Consider the following 23877-nt stretch of genomic DNA (forward strand, 5'->3'; position numbering starts at 1 on the left):
CTCGCTGTTATGCCCGGGCGCTGCCAGCGTTTCCAGTCGGGCACCACTTTGATGCGACGACAACCAGGTACTCCCACTGCATTACGCCCTTCGACATGTGGCGCTGCGCCAGCTCGACGAGTTGGGTGTCGAGGCTCTCGACCAGCACGGGATTGTCGGCGATGTTGCGGTAGGCGTTGATGGTCGGACCGTAGTGGTGCTTGAAGTACTCGTGCACCGACTCGGGGCTGTCGAACCGGTCGACCGTCAACATGCCCCGCCGAGCGCTGATTTCGCTGACTCGCTGGCCCAAGAGCCCCGCGACATAATCCTCCCGGCCCCACAGCGCCGCCAGCGGCACGGTCGGATCCAGCGTCGGCCGGTACGGCCTGATGGCTGCGAGCATCTGGCCGAAGAAGCCCTCCGGTGTCCAGCTGATGAGCCCGATCCTTCCGCCGGGCCGACACACCCTCACCAACTCGTCGGCCGCACGCTGATGCCGCGGCGCGAACATGACCCCGATCGCCGAAACCACCCGGTTGAACGCGCCGTCGGCGAACGGCAGCGCTTCGGCGTTGGCCTCGCGGCACTCGATGCTGAGTTCCTGTTCCACAGCTCGTGTTTGGGCGCGGTGCAGCAGCTCCGGGGTGAGGTCACTGGCAACCACCTCGGCACCCACTTTCGCGGCGGGGATCGAGACGTTGCCGGAGCCAGCGGCGACGTCGAGCACCCGATCGCCCGGGCCTATGCCCGTGGCGGCGACCAGTAATGGGCCGAGAGGGGCCATTACCTCCTCGGCCATCAAGGCGTAGTCGCCCATCGCCCACACCGCCCGGTGTGTGGTCGCCACGGCGTGTTCTGCGCCGGCAGGGGTGTCGATGCTCATACAAATCTCCTGACGAAAGCAACGGGTGGGTGCGCCAACACCGTCGTCGGCGCCATGGCGGCAAAACTTCACGCACCAAGCTCACATGCAGCTATAGTAATACTAGGAGATAGTTTACTCTAACTATAGTAGGTGCCTGCTAAACTGCTGGATGCAGCTGTGAAAATCGCATCGACGAGCGCCGCGTCCGGCGGGATGAACCAGGAGCGGAAAGCAGACAATGGCAACCGAAAGCGCGGCAGCAACAATGGAATCACTCGATGCGATCACTGACGCGTTGCTGACCGCGTCGCGGTTACTGGTCGCCATCTCGGCTCACTCGATTGCCCAAGTCGACGAAACAATCACAATTCCGCAGTTCCGGACCCTGGTGATCCTGTCGAATCGCGGGCCGATCAACCTCGCCACGCTGGCTGGGCTGCTCGGCGTCAAACCCTCGGCCGCGGGCCGGATGGTCGATCGACTCGTAAGCGCCGGACTGATCGACCGCCAACCACATCCCAACTCGCGGCGCGAACTACTTGCCGCCTTGACTCCCCGCGGACGAAAGGCGGTGCGGCAGGTCACTTCTCACCGGCGCGCTGAGATTGCGCGCATCGTCGAAAAGATGCCGCCCTCAGAGCGCCATGGGTTGGTGCGCGCTCTGACCGCGTTTACCGGCGCCGGGGGAGAGCCGGCCGCCGACTTCGAGGGTGACGTGTAGCTATCCGCTCTTCAACGGGCGGTCCCGGGCGACCGACGTTTCGCAGCGCGACCGAGGCGATTTTGGCCGCATCGAGCGCCGCCTGTGCGCTGATACCATCCCACGGTGCCGGCGGCGAAAGATACCGGTCCCGACGAGTCCAGTGGGCGGTTGGGCGCATTCATCCAGAGCTCCGGCTACGTGCGCAAGTGGCTCATCCTTGGCATTGCCATCGGCGTCATCGCCGGCGTGGGCGCGGTTGTCTTCTATCAGTTGCTGAAATACGCCGGCGAGTTTCTGCTCGGCTATCTGGCCGACTACCGCATCCCTACGCCCGTGGGGGAGGACGGCCACCATCCGGCCTCCGGTTTCCACCGTCCATGGGCTATTCCGCTGGTGACGACGGCCGGTGCGTTCTTGTCGGCGGTCATCGTCGCCTGGCTTGCCCCGGAGGCCGAAGGCCATGGCACCGACGAAGCGATCGAGGCGGTCCACAGCTATCCCACCAACATCCGCAGCAGGGTGGTGCTGGTCAAGATGGTGGCAAGCGCACTGACTATCGGGTCTGGCGGTTCGGGTGGTCGCGAGGGCCCTACCGCTCAGATCTCGGCAGGCTTCGGATCGCTGCTGACCCGTCGCCTGAACCTTCCAGTCGAGGACGGCAGGATCGCGGTTGCCGTGGGTATCGGCTCAGGGATCGGAGCGATTTTCGGCGCACCGCTGGGCGGAGCAGTACTGGCGACCTCAATCATCTATCGCGAAGACCTCGAGTACCGCTCACTGGTGCCCGGTTTCATCGCCTCCGCCACGGCGTATGCGGTGCTCGGCTCGATCATGGGCTTCGAGCCGCTGTTCGGTTTTGTCGACGCGGAATACCGCTTCGAGGAAGCCTGGCCGCTGCTGTGGTTCGCGCTAATCGGCGTGATCGCTGCGGCGATCGGCTATCTATATGCCCGCGTCTTCTACTGGACGGTGGCATTGACCGATCGACTGCCCGGGGGCGTACTCAAACCGACCTTCGGGGGACTGCTGGTAGGGCTGTTAGGGCTGCTGATCCCTCAAATCCTGAGCAGTGGATACGGCTGGATTCAGGAAGCCATCGCACGACCGACACTGACGGCGATCCCGTTGTGGATCGTTCTCGCCCTACCGATCGCCAAAATCGTCGCGACGTCATTGTCGATTGGCACGGGAGGATCTGGCGGAATTTTCGGTCCCGGCATTGTGATTGGCGCATTTGTCGGGGCGGCGATCTGGCGGGTGGGTGAACTGTGGGGCTTGCCCGGAGTACCCAGCGACCCTGGCATTTTCGTGGTAGTGGGAATGATGGCATGCTTCGGCAGCGTCGCCCATGCGCCGCTCGCCATCATGATCATGGTGGCCGAGATGACCGGATCCTTCGCCGCGATACCCGGAGCGATCATCGCGGTCGGCATCGCGTCGCTGCTGATGTCGCGCAGCGGCGTAAGCATCTACCGGTCCCAGCGGCTGAATCGCGAGACGGCCGAGGCGGAACGCGCGCGTCAGTCCGCGTGACACCGCGGCGCTATTGCCCCAAGCACCGCGCCGATCCCAACCCTGCCGATCACCCGGCTGTACATCCCGTGTTCGTCTGGCCGTCGCCAAAACCAGACACACTGTTTGCAGGTAATCGGCCGCCTCACCAGGAAGGAGCGCCGTGTCATGAACACGCTGAGCCTGGCCGACTTCGTGCTGCGCTTGGCAGTTGGCCTCGGTTGCGGCGCGCTGATCGGCCTGGAACGGCAATGGCGGGCCCGCATGGCCGGACTGCGCACCAACGCGCTGGTGGCAACCGGGGCCACCCTGTTCGTGCTCTACGCGGCGGTCACCAACGACAGTAGTCCGACACGAGTGGCCTCGTATGTGGTATCCGGGGTCGGATTCCTCGGCGGAGGGGTGATCCTGCGTGAGGGATTCAATGTTCGCGGGCTGAATACCGCTGCGACGCTGTGGTGTTCGGCCGCGGTGGGGGTGCTGGCCGCCTCCGGGCATCTGTTGTTCACTGTGATCGCCACCGGCACCGTCGTCGCCATCCACCTCCTGGGCCGCCCGCTGGGCCGGTTGATCGACCACGACAACAACGTCGTCGAAGAAAGCGAAGACCAGCAGCCCTACCAAATTCAGTTGATTTGCCGTCCCAAGAGCGAAAAATATGCGCGCGCCCAAATCGTGCAGCACACCAGCACCAACGACCTCATCCTGCGCGGAATCCACACCGGACGCGCTGGCGACGACAATGTTGCGCTGACCGCTTACCTACTCATGGATGGGCACGCGCCAGCGCGACTTGAGCGCCTCGTCGCCGAACTGTCTCTGCAGCCGGGCATTCAGGCGGTGCATTGGTACGCCGGTGAGCCGAGCGACTCACTGCCGCCGATGTCAGACGCCGGCTAAGAGACCATCTACCTGTTCACTGGGCTGGTGAACGGTCGTACACCTAACTGAGAAGCTATCACAGAATTCGTCTACTGCCAGGAATTTTCACCCTGATCGGATTCCGGTGTTGTGTGCTCGCCTATTCACTCAGTAGGATGGTAACTGTCCGGAACTGCTGCTGGTGCCGGATGGGGTGGCCAACCGTTAGGGCCGGGGGAAGTTGTCGCCGCGGCGGCTGCTGCGGGTGTCGTTCGGTTGCCGCGGTCTCATGCGACCGCAGGTTTGCCTTATCTGACACGGGGCACTCATAACCCTCTGGAGAGGAGTGGCCGATGCCTGAAGTGGAAGTGCGCCACGATGGACACCCTGCGTTTCGTCGCCAAGTTCGCTTCGACTGGTCGAATTTGCCGTTGCACTGGGTACCCGATGACCCGTTCGCGACGCACATGATGAACGTGTTGCATTTGCTGCTGCCGGAAGGGGAGCGGCATTTCATCAAGGCCGTCTTGGAAGCGTCGTCGCTCGTCGACGATCCCGAGCTGGAGGCGGCGATCAAACCGTTCATCCAACAGGAGTCCTGGCATGCCTGGGCGCACCAAGTGGTGCTCGACCACTTGGCCGAGCAAGGCATCGACACCACGCCGTACACCACCCGGCTGGGGAGATATTTGTCGTGGGCACTGGGGGATCCGCCTAAGTGGTGGCCGCCGGCGATGAAGCGGTGGTGGCTGTATCGGCGGCTGGCCGATGTAGCTGCGCTCGAGCACTTCACCGCGGTGCTAGGTCAGTGGGTGCTGCAGAACCAGGGTCTGGATTACGCGGGCACCGACCCGGTCATGCTGGACTTGCTGCGCTGGCATGGGGCCGAGGAGATCGAGCACCGCTCGCTGGTATACGACGTGTATCAGCATGTGTGCGGCAGCTACCCGCTGCGGGCACTGTCCATGTTGACGACCGCGCCGCAGTTCATGTTCTGGTGGTTTCTCGGGGTGCGCTTCCTGATGACCCACGACCCGACCATCGACGCCAAACCGCGCTGGAGCGACTGGCTGCGCGCCGCGCGCGAGTACAAGGTGCCGGGGCCGTGGAAGTTGCTGGTGACCGTCCCGGTCCGCTACCTGCGTCCCAGCCACCATCCCGGTACCGAGGCGTCCACACAGATGGCGGTGGACTACCTGAAGCACTCGCCGTCGGCCCGCGAAGCCCGGAAGCGCGCCATTACCCAACTGAATCCGCAGCGCGCCGACACAGTCGAGGCATGAGTTGCTAAGGACGGAGATTCGATGAAGGTTTTCGTGGATTTCGACACCTGCGACGGGAACGCCGTTTGCATGAGTATTTGCCCTGAAGTCTTCGAACTGGGCGACGACGGTTATCTTCACGTGCTCCGAGAAGAACCGGGCGAGGACCTGCGCGAAAAGGTCAAGGGCGCGGAAGTGTCCTGCCCCACCCAGGCCATCACCATCCAGGATTAATGCCGTGTCGTCAGATCAGCAGCTGAAACAGGTCGTGGTCGTCGGTGCTGGCGTGGCGGGCATGCGGGCGGCAGAGACTCTGCGAGTCGCGGGCTACGACGGTGCGCTGACGATTGTGAGCGCTGAACGGCATGCCCCCTATCACCGGCCGCCACTATCGAAGAAACTGCTCACCGGACAAGTGCAGCGCGCAGGCATCGATTTGGCGCCGCACATCGATCTCGATGCCAGGGTGCTGCGCGGGGCGTCTGCCGTCGGGCTTGACATGTCGTCGCGCACCGTGCTGGTCCGAGACGACGACCGCGAGCAGGAGTTGGGCTTCGACGGGCTGGTCATCGCCTCCGGCGCCGCTCCACGGGAATGGCCGGGCGGCCCCGTGCCCGACGGGGTGTTCCTGTTGCGCACCGTCGACGACTGCCTGACTATCCGCCAGCGACTGCAGGCGCGTCCGCGGGTCGTCGTCGTCGGCGGCGGGTTCATCGGCGCAGAGGTCGCCGCGAGTTGCCGGTCGCTGGGGCTGGATGTCGCGTTGATCGAATTGACCGCAGGGCCGTTGCTGGGAGCGCTTGGCGAGGAGATGGCTGATCGCTACGCCGCGCTGCACCGCCAGCACGGCGTGGACGTCCGGGTCAATGTCGGCGTCGACACGTTTATCGGCGAAGGCCACGTAAGGGCCGTGCGGCTCACCGACGGCAACGAGTTGCCGGCCGACCTCGTACTCATCGGCCTCGGCGTCGACCCGGCCACCGGCTGGTTGGACGGTTCGGGGTTGCGGATCGACGACGGTGTGGTGTGCGATGCCACCGGTGCCGTCGAGGGCGGCACCCGTGTCGTCGCCGCTGGCGATCTCGCTCGCTGGTGGCATCCGCTCTATGAGAAGCATCTGCGGGTCGAGCACTGGGAACACGCGGCGCGCCAAGGTGCGGCGGCCGCATGCACACTGCTGGCCGGCCCGGGTCACGGTGACACGTACGACGAAGTGCCCTACTTCTGGTCGGATCAGTACGACGTCAAGTTGCAGATGCTCGGTGTGCCAGACGATTACGACGCCATGCAGGTGATTGAAGGCGATCTCGACGCCTGGAAGTTCGTCGCCGCCTACGGGCGCGACGGCCGGACCATAGCGGTGGTGTCCACCATCCCCGGACGGGTGCATGCCTACCGCAGCGCGATCGCCGACCGTGCTGCGTTCCCGCCGGAAGCCGCCGCATAGTCAGCTGACGTTAGGGATCGGCGCCTACGAGATTGAGTGCATCCTAGGGTGTCGGATGTGGATGCGATCGCGGATTTCTTGTCCGTGCTGCCGGCGCAAATGCGCGACCCGGTACTCTTCGCCGTCCCGTTTTTCCTGCTGCTGCTGATCCTCGAATGGACCGCCGCGCGAAAGCTCGAACACATCGAAAACGCGGAGCGGCCGCCGTCCGGGGCGTACCTGACACGCGATTCCCTGACCAGCATCTCAATGGGCCTGGTGTCGCTGGCCACCACCGCGGGCTGGAAGTTCCTGGCGCTGCTCGGTTACGCCGCGATCTACGCGTATCTGGCACCCTGGCATCTGTCGGCGACCCGGTGGTACACGTGGCTGATCGCGATCCTCGGCGTCGACCTGCTGTATTACACCTATCACCGCATCGCTCATCGCGTTCGTCTGATCTGGGCCACGCATCAGTCCCACCACTCCAGCCAGTACTTCAACTTCGCCACCGCGCTGCGCCAGAAGTGGAACAACAGCGGCGAGATCCTGATGTGGATTCCGTTGCCGCTGTTGGGAATTCCGCCGTGGCTGGTGTTCGCCAGCTTCTCGGTGAACCTCATCTATCAGTTCTGGGTACACACCGAACGGATCGGCAAGCTACCGCGACCGGTCGAATTCGTCTTCAACACTCCGTCGCATCACCGGGTGCACCACGGCATGGACCCCGAGTACCTGGACAAGAATTACGGCGGCATCTTCATCGTCTGGGATCGGCTGTTCGGCACGTTCCAGCCCGAGCTCTTCCGACCGCACTACGGGCTGACCAAGCAGGTCGACACGTTCAACATCTGGAAGCTGCAGACCTACGAATACGTCGCGATCGCCCGGGATGTGCGCTCGGCGGCACGGCTTCGTGATCGGCTCGGTTACGTGTTCGGACCACCCGGCTGGCAGCCCCGCAGCAGTGGGCGGCTAAACGCCGATCCGGCGGGCGAATTTGTCACTCGGTCGCCGTCGCGGGTCACAAGCCGGTAACGTCTCGAGGCGCTACGCCGATGGTCTGCACAGGACCTACTCTTCGGCCGGCGTCGTGCCGGCCGCCGACGGATCGGAGTCGATGGTGCGCCGGGCTGCAATATACGCATTCGCCGCGACGCTCACCGCGGCGCTGACGGCATGGCTGGCGCCGATGGTCGCCGGGGCCGATCCCGTGCTGGTGTATCCGGGCATGGAAATCCACCAGGACACCCACCTGTGCACCCTGGGCTACGTCGACCCGGCACTGCGGGTCGCCTTCACCGCGGGACACTGCCGCGGCCACGGCCCGGTCACCGACAGGGACAACCACGTCATCGGTAACCTGGCGACGTTTCGCGACAACACTCCCAACGGCGCCACCGTCGCAACCGACCAGCAGATCAACGACTACGAGGCGATTGTGCTGGCCGACGACGTGACCGCGAACAACATCCTGCCCGGCGGGCGTGCGCTGGGATCCGATCCTGGTCTCGTGGTGCGGCCCGGAGATCCCGTCTGCCATTTCGGCGTCGTCACCGGTGAAAGCTGCGGCACCGTCGAGCGCGTCAACAACGGCTGGTTCACCATGTCCGAAGGCGTCGTCAGCCAAAGCGGCGACTCCGGTGGGCCGGTGTATGTGACCTCCAATCCAGGGTCGGCGCTGATCGTCGGAATGTTCAACAGCAGGTGGGGGCAGTTCCCGGCGGCCGTGTCCTGGGTGTCGGCGTCCCAACAGGTCCGCGAGGACGTCGGGGTGGGCAAAGTCAGCAGCGCAGCGGCCGGCCTGCCGCCGCGCACCTGACACCTCGCACGGCTCCCAGCGGCGGGTCCCAGCGCCAAATCAAGAGCACTGTTCTCGCTTTGTGCCACACTTGACGCCATGGCCACGCGGCAGGCCTCGCGGAAGCGCATTGAGGCGCAAATCGTAGAGCTGGGCCGCCGCCACCTCGTCGACCACGGGGCGGCCGGGCTCTCGCTGCGTGCGATCGCCCGCGACCTGGGCATGGTTTCCTCGGCGGTCTACCGGTACGTGGCCAGCCGCGACGAGCTGTTGACGTTGCTGCTCGTCGACGCCTACAACGAACTAGCCGATACCGTGGACGGGGCCCGCGACGCCATGGCAGAGGCGTGGAGCGACGACGTCATCGCGATCGCGCACGCGGTCCGCCGATGGGCCGTCGCACACCCGGCGAGGTGGGCGCTCCTGTACGGCAGCCCAGTGCCGGGCTATCACGCACCCGCGGAACGGACCGCTGGACCCGGCACCCGGGTGGTGGGCGCATTGTTCGACGCGGTAGCCGCCGGGATCGCCACCGGCGAGATTATGTTGACGGACGATGCTGCGCCGCAGCCAACGTCGTCGGACTTCAGGCGGGTTCGCGACGAGTTCGGGTTTCCCGGAGACGACCGCGTCGTCGCCGAGTGCTTCCTGTTATGGGCAGCCATTGTGGGTGCGATCAGCCTGGAGGTGTTCGGGCAGTACGGACCCGACATCCTGACCGACCCCGAAGCGGTCTTCGATGCCCAGAGCCGGTTGTTGGTTGATGTGTTGACGCGGCGATGACGCCTGTCACGCGTGAATTAGAACGTGTTCATCGAGCTTGACCGCGCCTGCAGCAGCCGGCCGTGCAACGCCTATCTGTCGGCCTAGCAGCTGGGCTATCCTTCGAGGCGATGAGCCTACACGCCGGATCGCCGGTCCAGATCGCGTGGGTAACCGCCGACCTGAACACCACCGAAACCGCTCTCACCGGCGTATTAGGCGTCCGCAAGTGGGTGCGGCTACCGGACGTCCATTTCCCGTCGGACACCTGCCGCTACCACGGGAAGCCCGTCGACTTCGTCGCCAGCATTTCCCTGAGCTACCTCGGCGACATGCAGCTGGAACTCATCGAACCGGTCCGCGGGCCGAACATCTATAGTGACTTTTTGCGCGACAGCGGACCGGGGCTGCACCACATCTGCATCGAGGCGGAAAGCGCCGAGCAGTTCGACGCGATGATCGCGGCGGCCGGCGAGCACGGGGCAGAGGTTGCGCAAGAGGGCCTGATGCCCGGCGGTATGCGGTTCGCCTACATATCGGCACCGCAGGCCGGGGTGCCGTTCGTCGAGATCGCGCACATCTCGCCAGAAATCCGGGCGCTCTTCGACTACGTGAAGCAGGAGCAGCAGTGAGCATCCAGGCACCGGCAACGGTCAATGCGGGCGATGTGACGTCGTGGTCGGACGACGTCGACGTGGTGGTCATCGGGTTCGGCATCGCCGGTGGCTGCGCGGCCGTCAGTGCGGCCGCCGCCGGCGCCCGGGTGCTGGTTTTGGAGCGCGCCGCCGCGGCCGGTGGTACCAGCGCAATGGCGGGCGGGCATTTCTACCTCGGCGGCGGCACCGCGGTGCAGCAAGCGACCGGCCACCCGGATTCCCCGGAGGAGATGTACAAGTATCTGGTCGCGGTGTCGCGGGATCCCGATCGCGAAAAGATCCGCGCCTATTGCGAGGGCAGCGTCGAACACTTCAATTGGCTTGAAAATCTTGGCTTTCAGTTCGAGCGCAGCTTCTACCCTGAGAAGGCGGTTATCCAGCCCAACACCGAAGGGTTGATGTACACCGGCAACGAGAAGGTGTGGCCGTTCTTTGAAAAAGCGCTGCCGGCGCCGCGGGGGCACAAGGTGCCGGTGCCTGGCGACACCGAGGGCGCAAAGCTCGTGATCGACTTGCTGCTCAAGCGCGCGGAGAACCTCGGTGTGCAGATCCGGTATGAGACCGGTGCGACGCAGCTAATCGTGGACGGGTCGGGCGCGATCACCGGGGTGATGTGGAAGCAATTCTCGGAAACCGGTGCGGTGAAAGCGAAGTCGGTGATCATTGCCGCCGGTGGATTTGTGATGAACAACGAGATGGTGGCGAAGTACACCCCGAAACTGGCGGAAAAGCCGTTCGTATTAGGCAACACCTATGACGACGGCCTGGGCATCCGGCTGGGTATGTCGGCCGGTGGTGCCACCCAGCACATGGACCAGATCTTCATTACGGCGCCGGCCTACCCGCCGTCGATCCTGCTGACCGGGGTCATCGTCAACAAACTCGGAAAGCGGTTCGTCGCCGAGGACAGCTATCATTCGCGCACTTCGGGTTTCGTGATGGACCAGCCCGACAGCGCGGCGTTCCTTATCGTCGACGAGGCGCACCTGCAACGCCCACAAGTGCCGCTGGTGCCGTTGATCGACGGCTGGGAGACCGTCGAGGAGATGGAAGCCGCGCTGGGCATCCCGACGGGCAACCTCGTTGCGACGCTGAACCGCTACAACGAGTTCGCGGCCCGCGGGGAGGACCCGGACTTTCACAAGCAGCCGGAATTCCTTGCGCCGCAAGACAAAGGGCCGTGGGGTGCGTTCGACCTGTCACTAGGTAAGGCGATGTATGCCGGGTTTACCATCGGCGGGCTGGCCACGTCGGTGGACGGTCAGGTGCTGCGTGACGACGGCACCGTCGTCCCGGGTTTGTATGCGGTCGGCGCGTGTGCATCGAATATCGCCCAGGACGGCAAGGGATACGCCAGCGGCACCCAGCTCGGTGAAGGGTCATTCTTCGGCCGCCGCGCCGGAGCCCACGCCGCTGCCATGCGCGAGCAGACGTAAAAGCCCCCGTTTTCCAGGCGATTTGGGTACTTTTGCGTCTGTTCGCGCCTAAGCGCCCTACACTGGGGCCGGCTCCTCCTCGACCCGGCTCAGCCGCCAATGCCCTTCGCCGAGCAGCTCAAGGCGATGATCGTGGTGCGGCTCCACAGTGCTGCGGTGGCTGACGCTGACCACTACGGTGTCCGGTAATTCGTTGCGCAGCAACTGATACATCGCCAACTCCAGCCCTTCGTCCATCGCCGACGTGGCCTCGTCGAGGAACACCGCTTTGGGCTTGGTCAACAGGACCCGGGCGAATGCCACCCGCTGCTGTTCGCCGGGGGAGAGCACCTTCGCCCAATCCTGCTCCTCGTCGAGGCGGTTAACCAAATGCGGCAGCACAACTTTCGTCAAAACCTGGCGCAACTCACTGTCAGGAATGTCGGCGGCGGAGGACGGATAGGACACCACGGCTCGCAGATCACCGAGCGGCACATAGGGCAGCTGCGAAAGGAACATCGTTTCGTTAGGCCCGTCAGGCCGCCGCAATGTGCCCGACGCGTACGGCCACAACTCGGCAAGGCTGCGCAGCAGCGTCGTCTTACCGCTGCCCGATGGTCCGGTGATCACCAACGCCTCACCGGACGACAGGTGCACGTCGAGGGAATCGATGAGCTGGTCGCCGTCCGGCGTGCGCACCTCTAAAGCCTCGATCTCGACCGCATCGTCGGCGCTCGGTGTGGTGAGAATCTCGGGCAGCTCGCGGGCTTTCTCGTCGGCTACAACCAGACCGTGCAGCCGGATGATCGCCGCGCGGTAGCTCGCGAACTGGTCATAGGCGTTACGGAAGAACGACAGGCCGTCGTGAATGCTTTCGAACGCGGTCGCCGACTGGGTAACGTCGCCGAACCTGATCTGGCCGGCGAATAACCGCGGCGCTTGCAGTACCCAGGGCAACGGCACGATCGCCTGGCTCATCGAGACGTTCCAGCCGAACCACCCGATCGTCCGGTTCACGAACCGCAGGTAATTGTCGATGATCGGGCGGAACCGTTCGGACAGCTGCACTCGTTCAGCCCGCTCGCCGCGGTAGAAACCGACCGCCTCGGCGGCATCACGCACCCGCACCAGCGCATAACGGAAGGCTGCGTTGGTGAGCTCGTTGCGAAAGCTCAGCCAGATCAGCGGTCGCCCGATCCAGAATCCGATGATCGTCGCGAACAATACATAGGCGATGACGCTCCAGAACAACGCTTTGGGAATGCTGAAACCCCAGATGGTAAATGTTCCGGAGAGCTTCCACAGAATGGCCGTGAACGAGAATACCGACAGCACCGAATTCACGGCGCCGAACAGCAACACGCTGTTGGAGCCGTTGGACGGCACGTTAGGTGTGGCTCCCACCCCGGCGGTGAACACGTCGATGTCTTGCTGGATTCGCTGGTCGGGGTTGTCGATGGTGGAGTCGATGAAGCGTCCGCGGTAGTAAGAGCGCCCGGTGAGCCAATCGCCCGTGAGTCGGTCGGTCAGCCAGACGCGCCAGGCAACGATAAAGCGTTGCATGAGATACATGTCGAGCATGAAGCGGGCAATGTGCAGTACCGCCATGATGCTGAAGACCCATAGCGACATCCAAAAGCCGTGAATTCCAGACTGTTTGACCTGTTGGTTGTGGGCGGCTATACCCTGCACCGCGGTCTGGACAGAGGAATTCAGATCGTTGGCCTGGTAGCTGAACAACACGTTGAGGCGCACCGCGATAACGACCGACAACAGCAGCACGGCAAGCATCAGCCAGACCCGAACGCTGCGGCGACCGACGAAATAGCCGCCGGTGATCCGCCAGAACTGGCGCCCCCACGGCGTGAGTAGTCGCAGCAGCGCCAACACTGCGACCACGCACACCGCGCTTATCACCCATGCCAGCGCAATCCAACGCAACGAATCGACCAGGGCGTGACTCCAGTCGATGGATGGCTTGAACAGCTCCACGGTGTGCCCACTCCTTTGATCTGTGCGGCCGGCGGCGCCGACGAGCGCCAACTCATGACTTTCCCGATGACTTTCCCGCGAAGCTACCTGAGCGCAGCCGTCCAGAGCGCCACGGCGATCGTTACGCTCGGCCAATGAGCACCGATGCCCCCAGCAACCAGACCACCCACGCCGGCCGTCTGATCGCGCGGCGGCTGAATGCCAGCGGCATCGACACCATATTCACCCTGTCGGGCGGCCACCTGTTCTCCATCTACGACGGCTGCCGCAGCGAGGACATCCGGCTGGTCGACACCCGCCACGAGCAGACCGCCACCTTCGCCGCCGAGGGCTGGTCGAAGGTGACACGACAACCCGGTGTGGCCGCGCTGACCGCCGGTCCGGGTGTCACCAACGGGATCAGCGCGATGGCGGCCGCGCAGCAAAACCAGTCACCGCTGCTGGTGCTGGGCGGCCGCGCGCCCGCAGCTCGGTGGGGCATGGGCTCGCTGCAGGAAATCGACCACGTGCCGTTTGTGGCGCCGCTGGCCCGCTTCGCGGCCACGGCGAAATCCGCCGACGATGCTGGGCGACTGGTCGACGACGCGCTGCGGGCAACGGTGGCCGCGCCATCGGGCGTCGCGTTCGTCGACTTCCCGATGGACCACGTCTTTTCGCCGTGCGAGGACGACAACCGCCCGGGCGCGCTGACCGACCCGCCGCCGGCGCCCGCACCCGACGGCAAGGCCCTCGACCGCGCCGCAGAATTGCTGGCCGCGGCCCAGCGGCCGGTGATCATGGCGGGCACCAATGTGTGGTGGGGCCATGCGGAAGCGGCGTTGCTGCGGCTGGTCGAGCAGCGACGGATACCGGTGCTGATGAACGGGATGGCACGCGGCACGGTACCCGCCGACCATCCGCTGGCGTTTTCGCGTGCGCGTTCAAAAGCGTTGCGGGAGGCCGATGTTGCCGTAGTGCTCGGGGTGCCGATGGACTTCAGGCTGGGCTTCGGCGGGGTGTTCGGAGCCGAGACTCAGCTCATCGTCGCCGACCGCGCCGCACCCCAGCGCGAGCATCCGCGTCCGATCGCGGCCGGGCTCTACGGCGATCTGTCGGCGATCTTGTCGGCGCTTGCCGACACCAGCGGACCCGACCATGAAGAGTGGATCGGGCTGCTGTGCGAGACCGAAACCGCCGCGCGCGATCTCGAACGCGCCGAGCTGGCCGACGATCGCGCCCCCCTACATCCGATGCGGGTGTATGCCGAGCTGGCGCCGCTGCTGGACCGTGACGCGATCGTCGTCGTCGACGCCGGAGATTTCGGCTCCTACGCGGGCCGCGTGATCGACAGCTACGTTCCGGGCGCCTGGCTCGACAGCGGCCCGTTCGGCTGCCTGGGCTCGGGGCCGGGTTATGCGCTGGCAGCTAAGCTGGCCCGGCCGGACCGCCAGGTAGTACTGCTGCAGGGCGACGGCGCATTCGGGTTTTCCGGCATGGAGTGGGACACGTTGGTCCGCCACGGCGTGCCGGTCGTCTCGGTGGTCGGCAACAACGGCATCTGGGCCCTGGAGAAACACCCCATGGAGGCCCTCTACGGCTACTCGGTGGTTGCCGAGCTGCGGCCGGGGACGCGGTATGACGAGGTGGCGCGCGTGCTCGGCGGCCACGGTGAGCTGGTATCAACACCCAACGAGCTGCGCCCGGCCCTGGAGCGCGCTTTCGGTAGCGGTATGCCCGCCGTCGTCAACGTGCTCACCGACCCCGCGATCGCGTATCCGCGCCGTTCGAACCTCGCCTGATGGCGCTGAACGTGCGCAGTTGCACACCGGCGACCGGCGTGTCGCGGACAGACACGCACGCTCGTGCCGGTGACGGCCCTCCGTCGAGTCCGCGTACCGTTGACCTGTGCCGAAGACCACCAGCGCTCAGCCGGGGCGCCTGAGCAGCCGCTTCTGGCGCCTGCTCGGCGCGAGCACGGAGAAGAACCAGAGCCGTTCGCTGTCAGAGGTCAGCGCGTCGGCGGAATACGACGAGAAGGCCGCCGGGCTCAACGACGAACAACTGCGCAAAGCGGCCGGGCTATTACGGCTCGACGACCTCGCCGAGTCCGCCGACATTCCGCAATTCCTTGCCATCGCCCGGGAAGCCGCCGAGCGGTCCACCGGGCTGCGCCCCTTCGACGTGCAGCTGCTCGGCGCGCTGCGCATGCTCGCCGGCGACGTGATCGAAATGGCCACCGGCGAGGGCAAAACCCTGAGCGGCGCGATCGCCGCCGCCGGGTATGCGCTGGCGGGCCGACACGTGCACGTCGTCACCATCAACGACTACCTGGCCCGCCGCGACGCCGAGTGGATGGGCCCGTTGATCGAGGCGCTGGGGTTGACGGTCGGCTGGATCACCGCGGAGTCCACCGCCGAGGAGCGGCGTAAGGCCTATAAATGCGACGTCACCTATGCCTCGGTCAACGAGATCGGCTTCGACGTGCTGCGCGACCAGTTGGTCACCGACGTCGCCGACCTGGTGTCGCCCGATCCCGACGTCGCGCTGATCGACGAGGCCGACTCGGTGCTGGTCGACGAGGCGCTGGTGCCGTTGGTGTTGGCCGGGACCACCCATCGCGAGACTCCGCGGCTCGAGATCATCCGGCTGGTCGGCGAACTGGAGCCCGGCGACGACTACGACACCGACTCCGACAACCGCAACGTCCACCTCACCGAAGCCGGTGCCCGCAAGATCGAGAAGGCGCTCGGCGGCATCGACTTGTACTCGGAGGAGCACGTCGGCACGACACTGACGGAAGTCAACGTCGCACTGCACGCGCATGTGCTGTTACAGCGCGACGTGCACTACATCGTGCGCGACGACGCCGTGCACCTGATCAACGCCTCCCGGGGCCGCATCGCGCAGCTGCAGCGCTGGCCGGATGGGCTGCAGGCCGCCGTCGAGGCCAAGGAAGGCATCGAGACCACCGAGACCGGCGAGGTGCTCGACACCATCACGGTGCAAGCCTTGATCAACCGCTACGAAACCGTGTGCGGGATGACCGGCACCGCGCTGGCCGCCGGGGAACAGCTGCGCCAGTTCTACAAACTCGGCGTCTCACCGATTCCGCCGAACAAGCCGAACATTCGTGAAGACGAGGCCGACCGGGTGTACATCACCGCGGCCGCCAAGAACGACGCGATCGTCGAGCACATCATCGAGGTGCATGAGACCGGACAGCCCGTGCTGATCGGCACCCGAGACGTCGCCGAGTCCGAGGAGCTGCACGAGCGGCTGCTGCGCCGCGGCGTTCCGGCGGTGGTGCTCAACGCCAAGAACGACGCCGAGGAGGCGCGGGTGATCGCCGAGGCCGGCAAGTTCGGGGTGGTCACGGTGTCCACCCAGATGGCCGGGCGCGGCACCGACATCCGGCTCGGGGGCTCCGACGAGGCCGACCACGACCGGGTCGCGGACTTGGGTGGCCTGCACGTGGTCGGCACCGGGCGACACCAGACCCAACGGCTGGACAACCAGCTGCGCGGGCGGGCCGGGCGCCAGGGCGACCCGGGTTCGTCGGTTTTCTTCGCCAGCTGGGAAGACGACGTCGTCACCGCCAACTTGGAGCGGCACAAGCTGCCGATGGCCACCGACGACAACGGTCGCATCACCAGCCCCAAAGCGGCCGGCCTGCTCGACCACGCGCAGCGGGTCGCCGAGGGCAAGATGCTCGACGTGCACGCCAACACCTGGCGCTACAACCAGTTGACCGCCCAGCAGCGGACCATCATCGTCGAGCGGCGCAACGCGCTGCTGTCCACTGACACCGCCCGCAAGGAGCTGGCCGAGCTGTCACCGAAGCGGTACAAGGAGCTGGCCGAGGAGCTCTCCGAAGACCGTCTGGAAAAGATCTGCCGGCTGATCATGCTCTATCACCTCGACCGCGGCTGGGCCGATCACCTGGCCTATCTGGCCGACATCCGGGAGAGCATCCACCTGCGCGCACTGGGCCGGCAGAATCCGCTCGACGAGTTCCACCGGATGGCGGTCGACGCGTTCGCGTCGTTGGCCGCCGACGCGATCGAGGCGGCCCAGCAGACGTTCGAAACGTCACCGGCCATCGAGGACGAGCCGGGCGTGGACCTGTCCAAGCTGGCCCGGCCGACGTCGACGTGGACGTACATGGTGCGGGACAACCCGTTGGCCGACGACACGCTTTCGGCACTGAGCCTGCCGGGGGTGTTTCGGTAGGGTCACGGCTCATGAGCGGCCCAGCTGCGCGCGACCGGGTGCTGACCGTACCCAACGCGCTGAGCGTTGTCCGGCTTCTGCTCATCCCGGTCTTCATCTACCTGCTATTGGTGGCGCACAGCGACGCTTGGGCGCTTGCGATCTTGATCTTCAGTGGCGCGTCGGATTGGGCCGACGGCAAGATCGCGCGGTTGTTGAACCAGGCGTCGCGGCTGGGGGAACTGCTCGACCCGGCGGTTGACCGGCTCTACATGGTGACGGTTCCGATCGTGTTCGGATTACGCGGCATCGTGCCGTGGTGGATCATCGCTGTGTTGCTGGCGCGCGATGCGCTACTAGCCCTGGAGCTGCCGGTGCTGCGCAGCCGCGGGTTCACCGCGCTGCCCGTGCTCTACATCGGCAAGGCAGCGACTTTCGCTCTGATGTCGGCGTTCCCGCTCATCCTGCTGGGGCAGTGGAACGCACAGTGGAGTCGGGTGGTGCTGGCCTGCGGCTGGGCGTTTCTGATCTGGGGCCTGTACATGTACCTGTGGTCGTTCGTTTTGTACGTGGCTCAGATGATCCTCGTGGTCCGCCGACTGCCCAGGATGGGAGGCGAAGCGGCTCATGGCTAACCCGACGCTGGGCGGCTATGACCCCGTCGCGGGCCGCAGCGCGCACGAGGCTGAGCGACCGCAACTGATCCCCGTGCCATCGCTGCTGCGGGCACTGCTATCGGAGCACCTGGATCCTGGCTACGCCGCGGCAGCCGCCGAACGTGCCCGCGCCACCACACCGCCAACGCGGCGCGCGCGCATGCTTGGCCGGATCTGGCAAGCGGCGGCGGCGTTACTGGTCGCCGTGGTTTTCGCGGCGGCGGTCGCGCAGGCCCGTTCGGTTGCGCCAGGCGTCAGCGCTGCTCAGCAGGTGCTGGCAGCGAGCGTCCGATCAGCCGAGGCGTCCACCAACGAGCTGACCGAGCGCCGTAACGCGCTGGCAGCGCAGGTCGACGACGTGCAGCGGCGCACGCTGGTCGCCGACGCGCAGGGGCAGCGACTGTTGGGCAACCTCGACAAGCTGGCCTTGGCCTCGGCCAGCACGCCGGTCATCGGTCCAGGTCTGACCGTGACGGTGACCGACCCGGGTGTCAGCCCGAATCTGTCTGACGTCTCCAAACAACGGGTGGCCGGCGGCCAGCAAATCATTTTGGACCGGGATCTGCAGCTGGTGGTCAATTCGTTGTGGGCCAGTGGCGCCGAAGCTATCGCAGTGGGAGGCGTCCGGATCGGACCCAACGTCACCATCCGGCAGGCGGGCGGCGCGATCTTGGTCGACAATAATCCGGTTAGCAAGCCGTACACGATCCAGGCCATCGGACCGCCGCACGCCATGCGCGATCAGTTCGACAACAGCCCCGGCCTGCATCGGCTCCGGCTGCTGGAGGTTTCCTACGGTGTCGGTGTCAATGTCAGCGTCGGCGACGGGCTCACTTTGCCGGCGGGGGCTGTTCGGGATGTTAAGTTCGCCAAGCCGTTTGGCCCCTGATTCGGACCGACAGGAATCGTGATGACACCAGCATCTACCACCGCCGCGGCGAAAGCCCGAGCCAGATGATCGGTCTCGCGGCTCTGGTCGTCGGCATCGTGCTGGGTTTGGTCTTCCATCCCAGCGTGCCCGAGGTCATTCAGCCCTACCTGCCGATCGCCGTCGTCGCCGCGCTCGACGCGGTGTTCGGCGGATTGCGGGCCTATCTCGAGCGGATCTTCGACCCGAAGGTCTTCGTGGTGTCGTTCGTATTCAACGTGTTCGTGGCCGCGCTAATCGTCTACGTCGGCGATCAACTCGGTGTCGGAACGCAATTGTCGACCGCGATCATCGTGGTGCTGGGCATCCGCATCTTCGGCAATACCGCCGCACTTCGACGCCGGCTGTTCGGGGCTTGACGGCGATGACCGATCAACCGGCAGCACGTGGCGGCGAGCAGCAACACGACTCCCACGCTGACGGAGCCGCGCCGCACGGTCGCCACGAGCTGCCGCCCGACTATCCGCGGCGAAGGTTCGGATGGTTGCGGCGATCGGATCTGGGCGGCGTATTGCGGCGTGGCCGTTCACAGTTGGTGTTCGGTGCGCTGGCGATCGTGTTGTGCTTCGTGCTGGGTGTCGCGATCGTCACCCAGGTCCGGCAGAACGAGTCCGGTGATTCGCTGGAAACCGCTCGTCCGGCTGACCTGTTGGTGTTGCTGGACTCGTTGCGGCAGCGCGAGGCGACGCTGAACACCGAAGTCACCGAACTGCAGCGCACGCTGAGCTCGTTGCAGGCATCCGGCAGCAGCAACCAGGCGGCTATCGAAAACGCGCAGGCGAGACTGGCTGCGCTGTCCATCCTGGTCGGGACGGTCGGAGCCACTGGTCCCGGTGTCAGCGTCAAGATCGACGATCCGGGACCGGGCGTCGCGCCGGAGGCGATGCTCGATGTCATCAACGAGCTGCGGGCCGCCGGCGCCGAGGCCATCGAGATCAACGACGGGCACCAGGCGCTGCGGGTGGGCGTCGACACCTGGGTGGTCGGCGCACCTGGTGCGCTGACCATCGACGGCAAAACCCTGTCGCCGCCGTATTCGATTCTGGCCGTTGGTGATCCACCCACGCTGGCCGCGGCGATGAACATCCCCGGCGGCGCAGTAGACAGCGTCAAACGCGTGGGCGGCCGCATGTCGGTGCAACAGTCGGACCGAGTCGACGTCACCGCCTTGCGACAACCGAAACCACACCAATACGCTCAGCCAGTCAAATAAGCTATATCGACCAGAACAGGATTGCTTGTGACCGAAATCCCGCCCGACCTGCATTACACCGCCGAGCACGAGTGGGTACGTCGCACCGGCGACAACACGGTGCGGGTGGGCATCACGGACTTCGCGCAGTCGTCGCTGGGTGATGTGGTGTTCGTCCAGCTGCCCGAAGTCGGTACAAATGTGACCGCGGGCGAATCCTTCGGCGAAGTGGAATCCACCAAGTCGGTATCCGATCTGTATGCGCCGGTTTCGGCGAAAGTCGTTGCGGTCAACGGTGATCTGGAAGGCAGTCCCCAACTGGTGAACTCCGACCCGTACGGCGCGGGTTGGTTGCTCGATCTCGAAGCCGACGGGAGCGACGCCCTCGAACAGGAATTCGCCGCGCTGCTCGACGCCGACGCCTACCGCGGGACGCTGACCGAATGACGATTGTTAAGGTGCCTTTCGCCAGCACGAGCCCGCGGGCGCAGATGCGGCCGTTCGACGGCCCGCGGAGCAACCTGGCATCGGGTCGGGTGATCCTGCGGTGGTGGGCACATTGGGGACCCGTGCGCGGTACGGTCAAGACAACGACGGTAAATCGGTCGGATAGCCGGCCCAGTGGGCCCGGCCAGACAGCGCCACAGCGGCCAGTGAGGAGCAGCCGGTGACGGAAAAGGACAACGACCAGACCTCAGACGAAGTCACGGTGGAGACGACATCGGTCTTCCGGGCCGACTTCCTCAACGAACTGGATGCTCCCGCGCAAGCGGGCACGGAGAGTGCGGTTTCCGGCGTCGAAGGCCTGCCGGCCGGCTCGGCGTTGCTGGTCGTCAAGCGGGGCCCCAACGCGGGCTCTCGCTTCCTGCTCGATCAACCCGTCACCTCGGCGGGCCGGCATCCCGACAGCGACATCTTCCTCGACGACGTCACCGTGAGCCGTCGGCACGCAGAATTCCGCTTGGAAAGCGACGAATTCCACGTCGTCGACGTGGGCAGCCTCAACGGCACCTACGTCAACCGTGAACCGGTCGATTCGGCGGTGTTGGCAAACGGTGACGAAGTCCAAATCGGCAAATTCCGCTTGGTGTTTCTGACCGGCCCCAAGCCCAGCGAGGACGGGGGATCGGCCAGCTCGTGACCGCGCCCGAGACGCCCGCGCTGACCGGGATGTCGATCGGAGCGGTACTGGAGCTGCTACGACCGGAGTTCCCGGACATCACCATCTCCAAGATTCGGTTCCTGGAAGCCGAGGGGTTGGTGACCCCCCAGCGCGCAGCCTCGGGGTATCGCCGGTTCACTGCGTACGATTGCGCCCGGCTGCGCTTCATCCTCACCGCCCAGCGGGACCACTATCTACCGCTGAAGGTGATCAAGGAGCAGCTGGATGCCCAGCCCGACGGTGAGCTGCCGCCTTCTGTATCGCCTTACGGCGTACCGCGTTTGGTGCCGGTAGCAGGTGCCTCACCCGCAGCCGACACGACGTCGGTGGCCCCGACCGGAGTCCGGCTGAGCCGAGAGGATCTGTTACAGCGATCAGGCGTGGACGGCGAGCTGCTCACCGCACTGCTCAAGGCGGGCGTCATCACCACCGGACCGGGCGGTTTCTTCGACGAGCACGCCATCGTCATCCTGCAATGCGCCCGGGCGCTGGCCGACTACGGCATCGAACCGCGGCATCTGCGGGCCTTCCGTTCCGCGGCTGATCGCCAATCCGACCTCATCGCGCAGATCGCCGCGCCTCTCGTCGGGGCCGGCAAAGCCGGAAAGGCCGGCGCGCGGGACCGCGCCGACGACTTGGCGCGGGAGGTGGCCGCGCTGGCGATCACCTTGCACACGGCGTTGATCAAGTCGGCCGTACGCGACGTTCTTCACCGCTGAGGACTAGACTTCGTTCGACGGCTTGGTGTTCGGTGGTGTGAGGTTCGCCCGACCCCGTGACACCGGGTCGGGTGGACACGGCGGCACGTGCGGAGGGCAGACACAGATGGCTGAAGTTCGCGTGGTGGGCATTCGCGTCGAGCAGCCGCAGAACCAGCCGGTGCTGTTGCTGCGCGAGGCCAACGGTGACCGCTATCTGCCGATCTGGATCGGCCAGTCGGAGGCCGCTGCCATCGCTCTAGAGCAGCAGGGCGTCGAGCCGCCCCGTCCGCTGACGCACGACCTGATCCGCGATGTCATTGCCGCCCTTGGGCATTCCCTCAAGGAGGTGCGGATCGTTGACCTGCAGGAGGGCACCTTCTACGCCGACCTGATCTTCGACCGCAACATCAAGGTCTCGGCGCGGCCCTCGGACTCGGTGGCCATCGCGCTGCGGGTGGGCGTGCCGATCTACGTCGAGGAGGCGGTGCTCGCGGAAGCGGGTTTGCTGATCCCGGACGAAAGCGACGAGGAGCCCACCAGCGCTGTGCGCGAGGACGAAGTGGAGAAGTTCAAGGAGTTCCTCGACAGCGTGTCGCCCGACGATTTCAAAGCGACCTAATCGATCAAATGCTGCGCGCTGATCGCGGACGTCAAGCGCTGTCCGTGATGTTACGGATGCGTCTCATCTGTGACTTCGACCTCGACACGCCCCCCGGAAAGCCTCGGCCGCCCCCGATCGCGGCCATACTTTGATGGCGGCTTGATCGTGACGAGCAGCACGACAGCTTGTCGAAAAGCGTATGCTCTCAAGCACTCGGGCCTGACCAAGCGCGACTGCGGGGGCAGTCAGTGACAGCGGCGAGAGGAAGCACCGTGGGCGACCAACCACGTCAAGATGAGTTAGACCTTGATTCCGGATCCGCCACGGGTGACAAGTCCGCACCGAGCCCCGAACCCGCCGCCACAGCGCCGAGCGAACCCGTGCAACCGGGCCTGTTCCCCGACGACTCCGTGCCCGACGAACTTGTCGGCTACCGCGGGCCGAGCGCCTGCCAGATTGCTGGCATCACCTACCGCCAGCTGGACTACTGGGCCCGCACGTCGCTGGTAGTGCCGTCGATCCGCAGCGCGGCCGGCTCCGGCAGCCAGCGGCTGTACTCGTTCAAGGACATTCTCGTTCTCAAGATCGTCAAGCGGCTGCTCGACACCGGTATCTCGCTGCACAACATCCGGGTCGCGGTCGACCACCTGCGTCAGCGCGGCGTGCAGGATCTGGCCAACATCACCCTGTTCTCCGACGGCACGACGGTGTACGAATGCACGTCGGCCGAGGAGGTGGTCGACCTGCTGCAGGGCGGCCAGGGCGTGTTCGGCATCGCCGTGTCGGGCGCGATGCGCGAGCTGACCGGCGTGATCGCCGACTTCCCCGGCGAGCGCGCCGACGGCGGCGAGTCGATCGCCGCGCCGGAGGACGAGCTGGCGTCGCGCCGCAAGCACCGCGACCGCAAGATCGGCTAGCTGGTCCGCGCTCATAGGCCTGAATAGCAGTCGGTAAAATCGGCTGTGCATCGATCCCGCGCGGGAGAGTTCCGTGACCGCCAGCCACGGACGCCGAAGGAGCAACACCTCTCCGTCAACCTCTCAGGCACCCGGACCGCGCGGGGACACGATGCCTCTGGAAAGCGGTGACAATGTTCACCCGCCGATGGGGAAAGACATGTTGGGCTTAGCGCAGCTGTCGAATCTCTCAGGCGCCCGGCTCGGGTAGGGACAGAGGGAGAGGACCCGTAGTCCTCTGCCGATGTCAGGAGCC

Annotated in this window: 24 protein-coding genes and 2 riboswitches; of the genes, 22 read left to right on the forward strand and 2 right to left on the reverse strand. The window is 65.5% G+C overall.

The window, feature by feature from the left end; genetic code table 11:
- Positions 1–7: 7 nt before the first annotated feature.
- A complete protein-coding gene (locus tag G6N15_RS20080) occupies positions 8–865 on the reverse strand; it encodes a class I SAM-dependent methyltransferase (protein WP_083087335.1) in 858 nt (285 codons plus the stop codon).
- Positions 866–1085: 220 nt separating this feature from the next.
- On the opposite strand from G6N15_RS20080, the gene G6N15_RS20085 reads away from it, so the two are divergent.
- From G6N15_RS20085 to G6N15_RS20135, 11 genes are all read left to right on the forward strand, one after another.
- Positions 1086–1568 (forward strand): MarR family winged helix-turn-helix transcriptional regulator, encoded by a 483-nt coding sequence (locus G6N15_RS20085; RefSeq protein WP_083087334.1) that lies wholly within the window; start codon positions 1086–1088, stop codon positions 1566–1568.
- A gap of 105 nt (positions 1569–1673) precedes the next feature.
- Positions 1674–3083 (forward strand): chloride channel protein, encoded by a 1410-nt coding sequence (locus tag G6N15_RS20090; protein WP_083087333.1) that lies wholly within the window; start codon positions 1674–1676, stop codon positions 3081–3083.
- Between the two features lie 147 nt (positions 3084–3230).
- Positions 3231–3962: an MgtC/SapB family protein gene (locus tag G6N15_RS20095; protein ID WP_083087332.1), complete on the forward strand. Its 732-nt coding sequence runs from the start codon at positions 3231–3233 to the stop codon at positions 3960–3962.
- A 314-nt stretch (positions 3963–4276) separates the two neighbouring features.
- Positions 4277–5206: a metal-dependent hydrolase gene (locus G6N15_RS20100; protein WP_083087331.1), complete on the forward strand. Its 930-nt coding sequence runs from the start codon at positions 4277–4279 to the stop codon at positions 5204–5206.
- Between the two features lie 21 nt (positions 5207–5227).
- Positions 5228–5419: a ferredoxin gene (locus G6N15_RS20105; protein WP_083087330.1), complete on the forward strand. Its 192-nt coding sequence runs from the start codon at positions 5228–5230 to the stop codon at positions 5417–5419.
- Positions 5420–5423: 4 nt separating this feature from the next.
- A complete protein-coding gene (locus G6N15_RS20110) occupies positions 5424–6632 on the forward strand; it encodes an NAD(P)/FAD-dependent oxidoreductase (protein WP_083087329.1) in 1209 nt (402 codons plus the stop codon).
- A 57-nt stretch (positions 6633–6689) separates the two neighbouring features.
- Positions 6690–7649, forward strand: a complete 960-nt coding sequence (locus G6N15_RS20115) for a sterol desaturase family protein (RefSeq protein WP_083087346.1) — start codon at positions 6690–6692, stop codon at positions 7647–7649.
- 82 nt (positions 7650–7731) lie between these two features.
- Entirely contained in the window at positions 7732–8433 is a 702-nt protein-coding gene (locus tag G6N15_RS20120) for an Rv1815 family serine proteinase (protein ID WP_083087345.1), read from the forward strand.
- 78 nt (positions 8434–8511) lie between these two features.
- Entirely contained in the window at positions 8512–9195 is a 684-nt protein-coding gene (locus G6N15_RS20125) for a TetR/AcrR family transcriptional regulator (RefSeq protein WP_083087328.1), read from the forward strand.
- 110 nt (positions 9196–9305) lie between these two features.
- Positions 9306–9806 carry a VOC family protein gene (locus G6N15_RS20130; RefSeq protein WP_083087327.1) on the forward strand — a complete coding sequence of 167 codons (501 nt, stop codon included), beginning with the start codon at positions 9306–9308 and terminating at the stop codon, positions 9804–9806.
- The gene (locus G6N15_RS20135) at positions 9803–11266 is read left to right on the forward strand and encodes an FAD-binding protein (protein WP_083087326.1); all 1464 of its coding nucleotides are present in this window, start codon (positions 9803–9805) and stop codon (positions 11264–11266) included. Before G6N15_RS20130 ends, G6N15_RS20135 begins: the two co-directional genes overlap by 4 nt.
- 57 nt (positions 11267–11323) lie before the next feature.
- On the opposite strand, the gene G6N15_RS20140 is transcribed toward G6N15_RS20135, so the two are convergent.
- Positions 11324–13237 (reverse strand): ABC transporter ATP-binding protein/permease, encoded by a 1914-nt coding sequence (locus G6N15_RS20140; protein ID WP_083087325.1) that lies wholly within the window; start codon positions 13235–13237, stop codon positions 11324–11326.
- 134 nt (positions 13238–13371) lie between these two features.
- On the opposite strand from G6N15_RS20140, the gene G6N15_RS20145 reads away from it, so the two are divergent.
- The 11 genes from G6N15_RS20145 to G6N15_RS20195 all read left to right on the forward strand — a co-directional run bounded on the left by G6N15_RS20145 (position 13372) and on the right by G6N15_RS20195 (position 23582).
- Positions 13372–15015, forward strand: a complete 1644-nt coding sequence (locus G6N15_RS20145) for an acetolactate synthase (protein ID WP_083087324.1) — start codon at positions 13372–13374, stop codon at positions 15013–15015.
- Positions 15016–15121: 106 nt separating this feature from the next.
- Complete coding sequence (secA2, locus tag G6N15_RS20150) at positions 15122–17446, forward strand: accessory Sec system translocase SecA2 (RefSeq protein ID WP_083087323.1); 2325 nt, start codon at positions 15122–15124, stop codon at positions 17444–17446.
- Positions 17447–17457: 11 nt separating this feature from the next.
- The gene (locus tag G6N15_RS20155; RefSeq protein WP_083087322.1) at positions 17458–18060 is read left to right on the forward strand and encodes a CDP-alcohol phosphatidyltransferase family protein; all 603 of its coding nucleotides are present in this window, start codon (positions 17458–17460) and stop codon (positions 18058–18060) included.
- Positions 18053–18970 carry a DUF881 domain-containing protein gene (locus tag G6N15_RS20160; RefSeq protein ID WP_083087321.1) on the forward strand — a complete coding sequence of 306 codons (918 nt, stop codon included), beginning with the start codon at positions 18053–18055 and terminating at the stop codon, positions 18968–18970. The genes G6N15_RS20155 and G6N15_RS20160 overlap by 8 nt, the downstream gene beginning before the upstream one ends.
- A 65-nt stretch (positions 18971–19035) precedes the next feature.
- On the forward strand, positions 19036–19368 hold the full coding sequence (locus tag G6N15_RS20165; RefSeq protein WP_083087320.1) for a small basic family protein: 333 nt from the start codon (positions 19036–19038) through the stop codon (positions 19366–19368).
- Positions 19369–19373: 5 nt separating this feature from the next.
- Positions 19374–20222 carry a DUF881 domain-containing protein gene (locus tag G6N15_RS20170; protein ID WP_083087319.1) on the forward strand — a complete coding sequence of 283 codons (849 nt, stop codon included), beginning with the start codon at positions 19374–19376 and terminating at the stop codon, positions 20220–20222.
- A 27-nt stretch (positions 20223–20249) separates the two neighbouring features.
- Positions 20250–20648, forward strand: a complete 399-nt coding sequence (gene gcvH, locus G6N15_RS20175) for a glycine cleavage system protein GcvH (RefSeq protein WP_083087318.1) — start codon at positions 20250–20252, stop codon at positions 20646–20648.
- 220 nt (positions 20649–20868) lie between these two features.
- Positions 20869–21342, forward strand: a complete 474-nt coding sequence (gene garA / locus G6N15_RS20180) for a glycogen accumulation regulator GarA (protein WP_083087317.1) — start codon at positions 20869–20871, stop codon at positions 21340–21342.
- Positions 21339–22082: a transcriptional regulator FtsR gene (ftsR, locus tag G6N15_RS20185; protein ID WP_083087316.1), complete on the forward strand. Its 744-nt coding sequence runs from the start codon at positions 21339–21341 to the stop codon at positions 22080–22082. Before garA ends, ftsR begins: the two co-directional genes overlap by 4 nt.
- Positions 22083–22188: 106 nt before the next feature.
- Entirely contained in the window at positions 22189–22683 is a 495-nt protein-coding gene (locus tag G6N15_RS20190) for a bifunctional nuclease family protein (RefSeq protein WP_083087315.1), read from the forward strand.
- A gap of 254 nt (positions 22684–22937) precedes the next feature.
- A complete protein-coding gene (locus tag G6N15_RS20195; RefSeq protein ID WP_083087314.1) occupies positions 22938–23582 on the forward strand; it encodes a MerR family transcriptional regulator in 645 nt (214 codons plus the stop codon).
- Between the two features lie 51 nt (positions 23583–23633).
- Positions 23634–23731: riboswitch (glycine riboswitch) on the forward strand.
- Positions 23732–23848: riboswitch (glycine riboswitch) on the forward strand.
- The last annotated feature ends 29 nt before the right edge of the window (positions 23849–23877 follow it).

Origin of the sequence: Mycobacterium noviomagense (assembly GCF_010731635.1) — a bacterium.
In the GTDB taxonomy this organism is placed as follows: Bacteria; Actinomycetota; Actinomycetes; order Mycobacteriales; family Mycobacteriaceae; genus Mycobacterium; species Mycobacterium noviomagense.

Bases quoted from the DNA above. Each gene is read 5' to 3' on its own strand.
- G6N15_RS20125 (WP_083087328.1), top strand. From the start codon at position 8,512: ATGGCCACGCGGCAGGCCTCGCGGAAGCGCATTGAGGCGCAAATCGTA.
- G6N15_RS20160 (WP_083087321.1), top strand. From the start codon at position 18,053: ATGGCTAACCCGACGCTGGGCGGCTATGACCCCGTCGCGGGCCGCAGC.
- G6N15_RS20130 (WP_083087327.1), top strand. From the start codon at position 9,306: ATGAGCCTACACGCCGGATCGCCGGTCCAGATCGCGTGGGTAACCGCC.
- G6N15_RS20145 (WP_083087324.1), top strand. From the start codon at position 13,372: ATGAGCACCGATGCCCCCAGCAACCAGACCACCCACGCCGGCCGTCTG.
- G6N15_RS20120 (WP_083087345.1), top strand. From the start codon at position 7,732: ATGGTGCGCCGGGCTGCAATATACGCATTCGCCGCGACGCTCACCGCG.
- G6N15_RS20155 (WP_083087322.1), top strand. From the start codon at position 17,458: ATGAGCGGCCCAGCTGCGCGCGACCGGGTGCTGACCGTACCCAACGCG.
- G6N15_RS20190 (WP_083087315.1), top strand. From the start codon at position 22,189: ATGGCTGAAGTTCGCGTGGTGGGCATTCGCGTCGAGCAGCCGCAGAAC.
- G6N15_RS20100 (WP_083087331.1), top strand. From the start codon at position 4,277: ATGCCTGAAGTGGAAGTGCGCCACGATGGACACCCTGCGTTTCGTCGC.
- G6N15_RS20085 (WP_083087334.1), top strand. From the start codon at position 1,086: ATGGCAACCGAAAGCGCGGCAGCAACAATGGAATCACTCGATGCGATC.
- G6N15_RS20095 (WP_083087332.1), top strand. From the start codon at position 3,231: ATGAACACGCTGAGCCTGGCCGACTTCGTGCTGCGCTTGGCAGTTGGC.
- G6N15_RS20105 (WP_083087330.1), top strand. From the start codon at position 5,228: ATGAAGGTTTTCGTGGATTTCGACACCTGCGACGGGAACGCCGTTTGC.
- G6N15_RS20080 (WP_083087335.1), bottom strand. From the start codon at position 865: ATGAGCATCGACACCCCTGCCGGCGCAGAACACGCCGTGGCGACCACA.
- G6N15_RS20170 (WP_083087319.1), top strand. From the start codon at position 19,374: ATGACCGATCAACCGGCAGCACGTGGCGGCGAGCAGCAACACGACTCC.
- G6N15_RS20165 (WP_083087320.1), top strand. From the start codon at position 19,036: ATGATCGGTCTCGCGGCTCTGGTCGTCGGCATCGTGCTGGGTTTGGTC.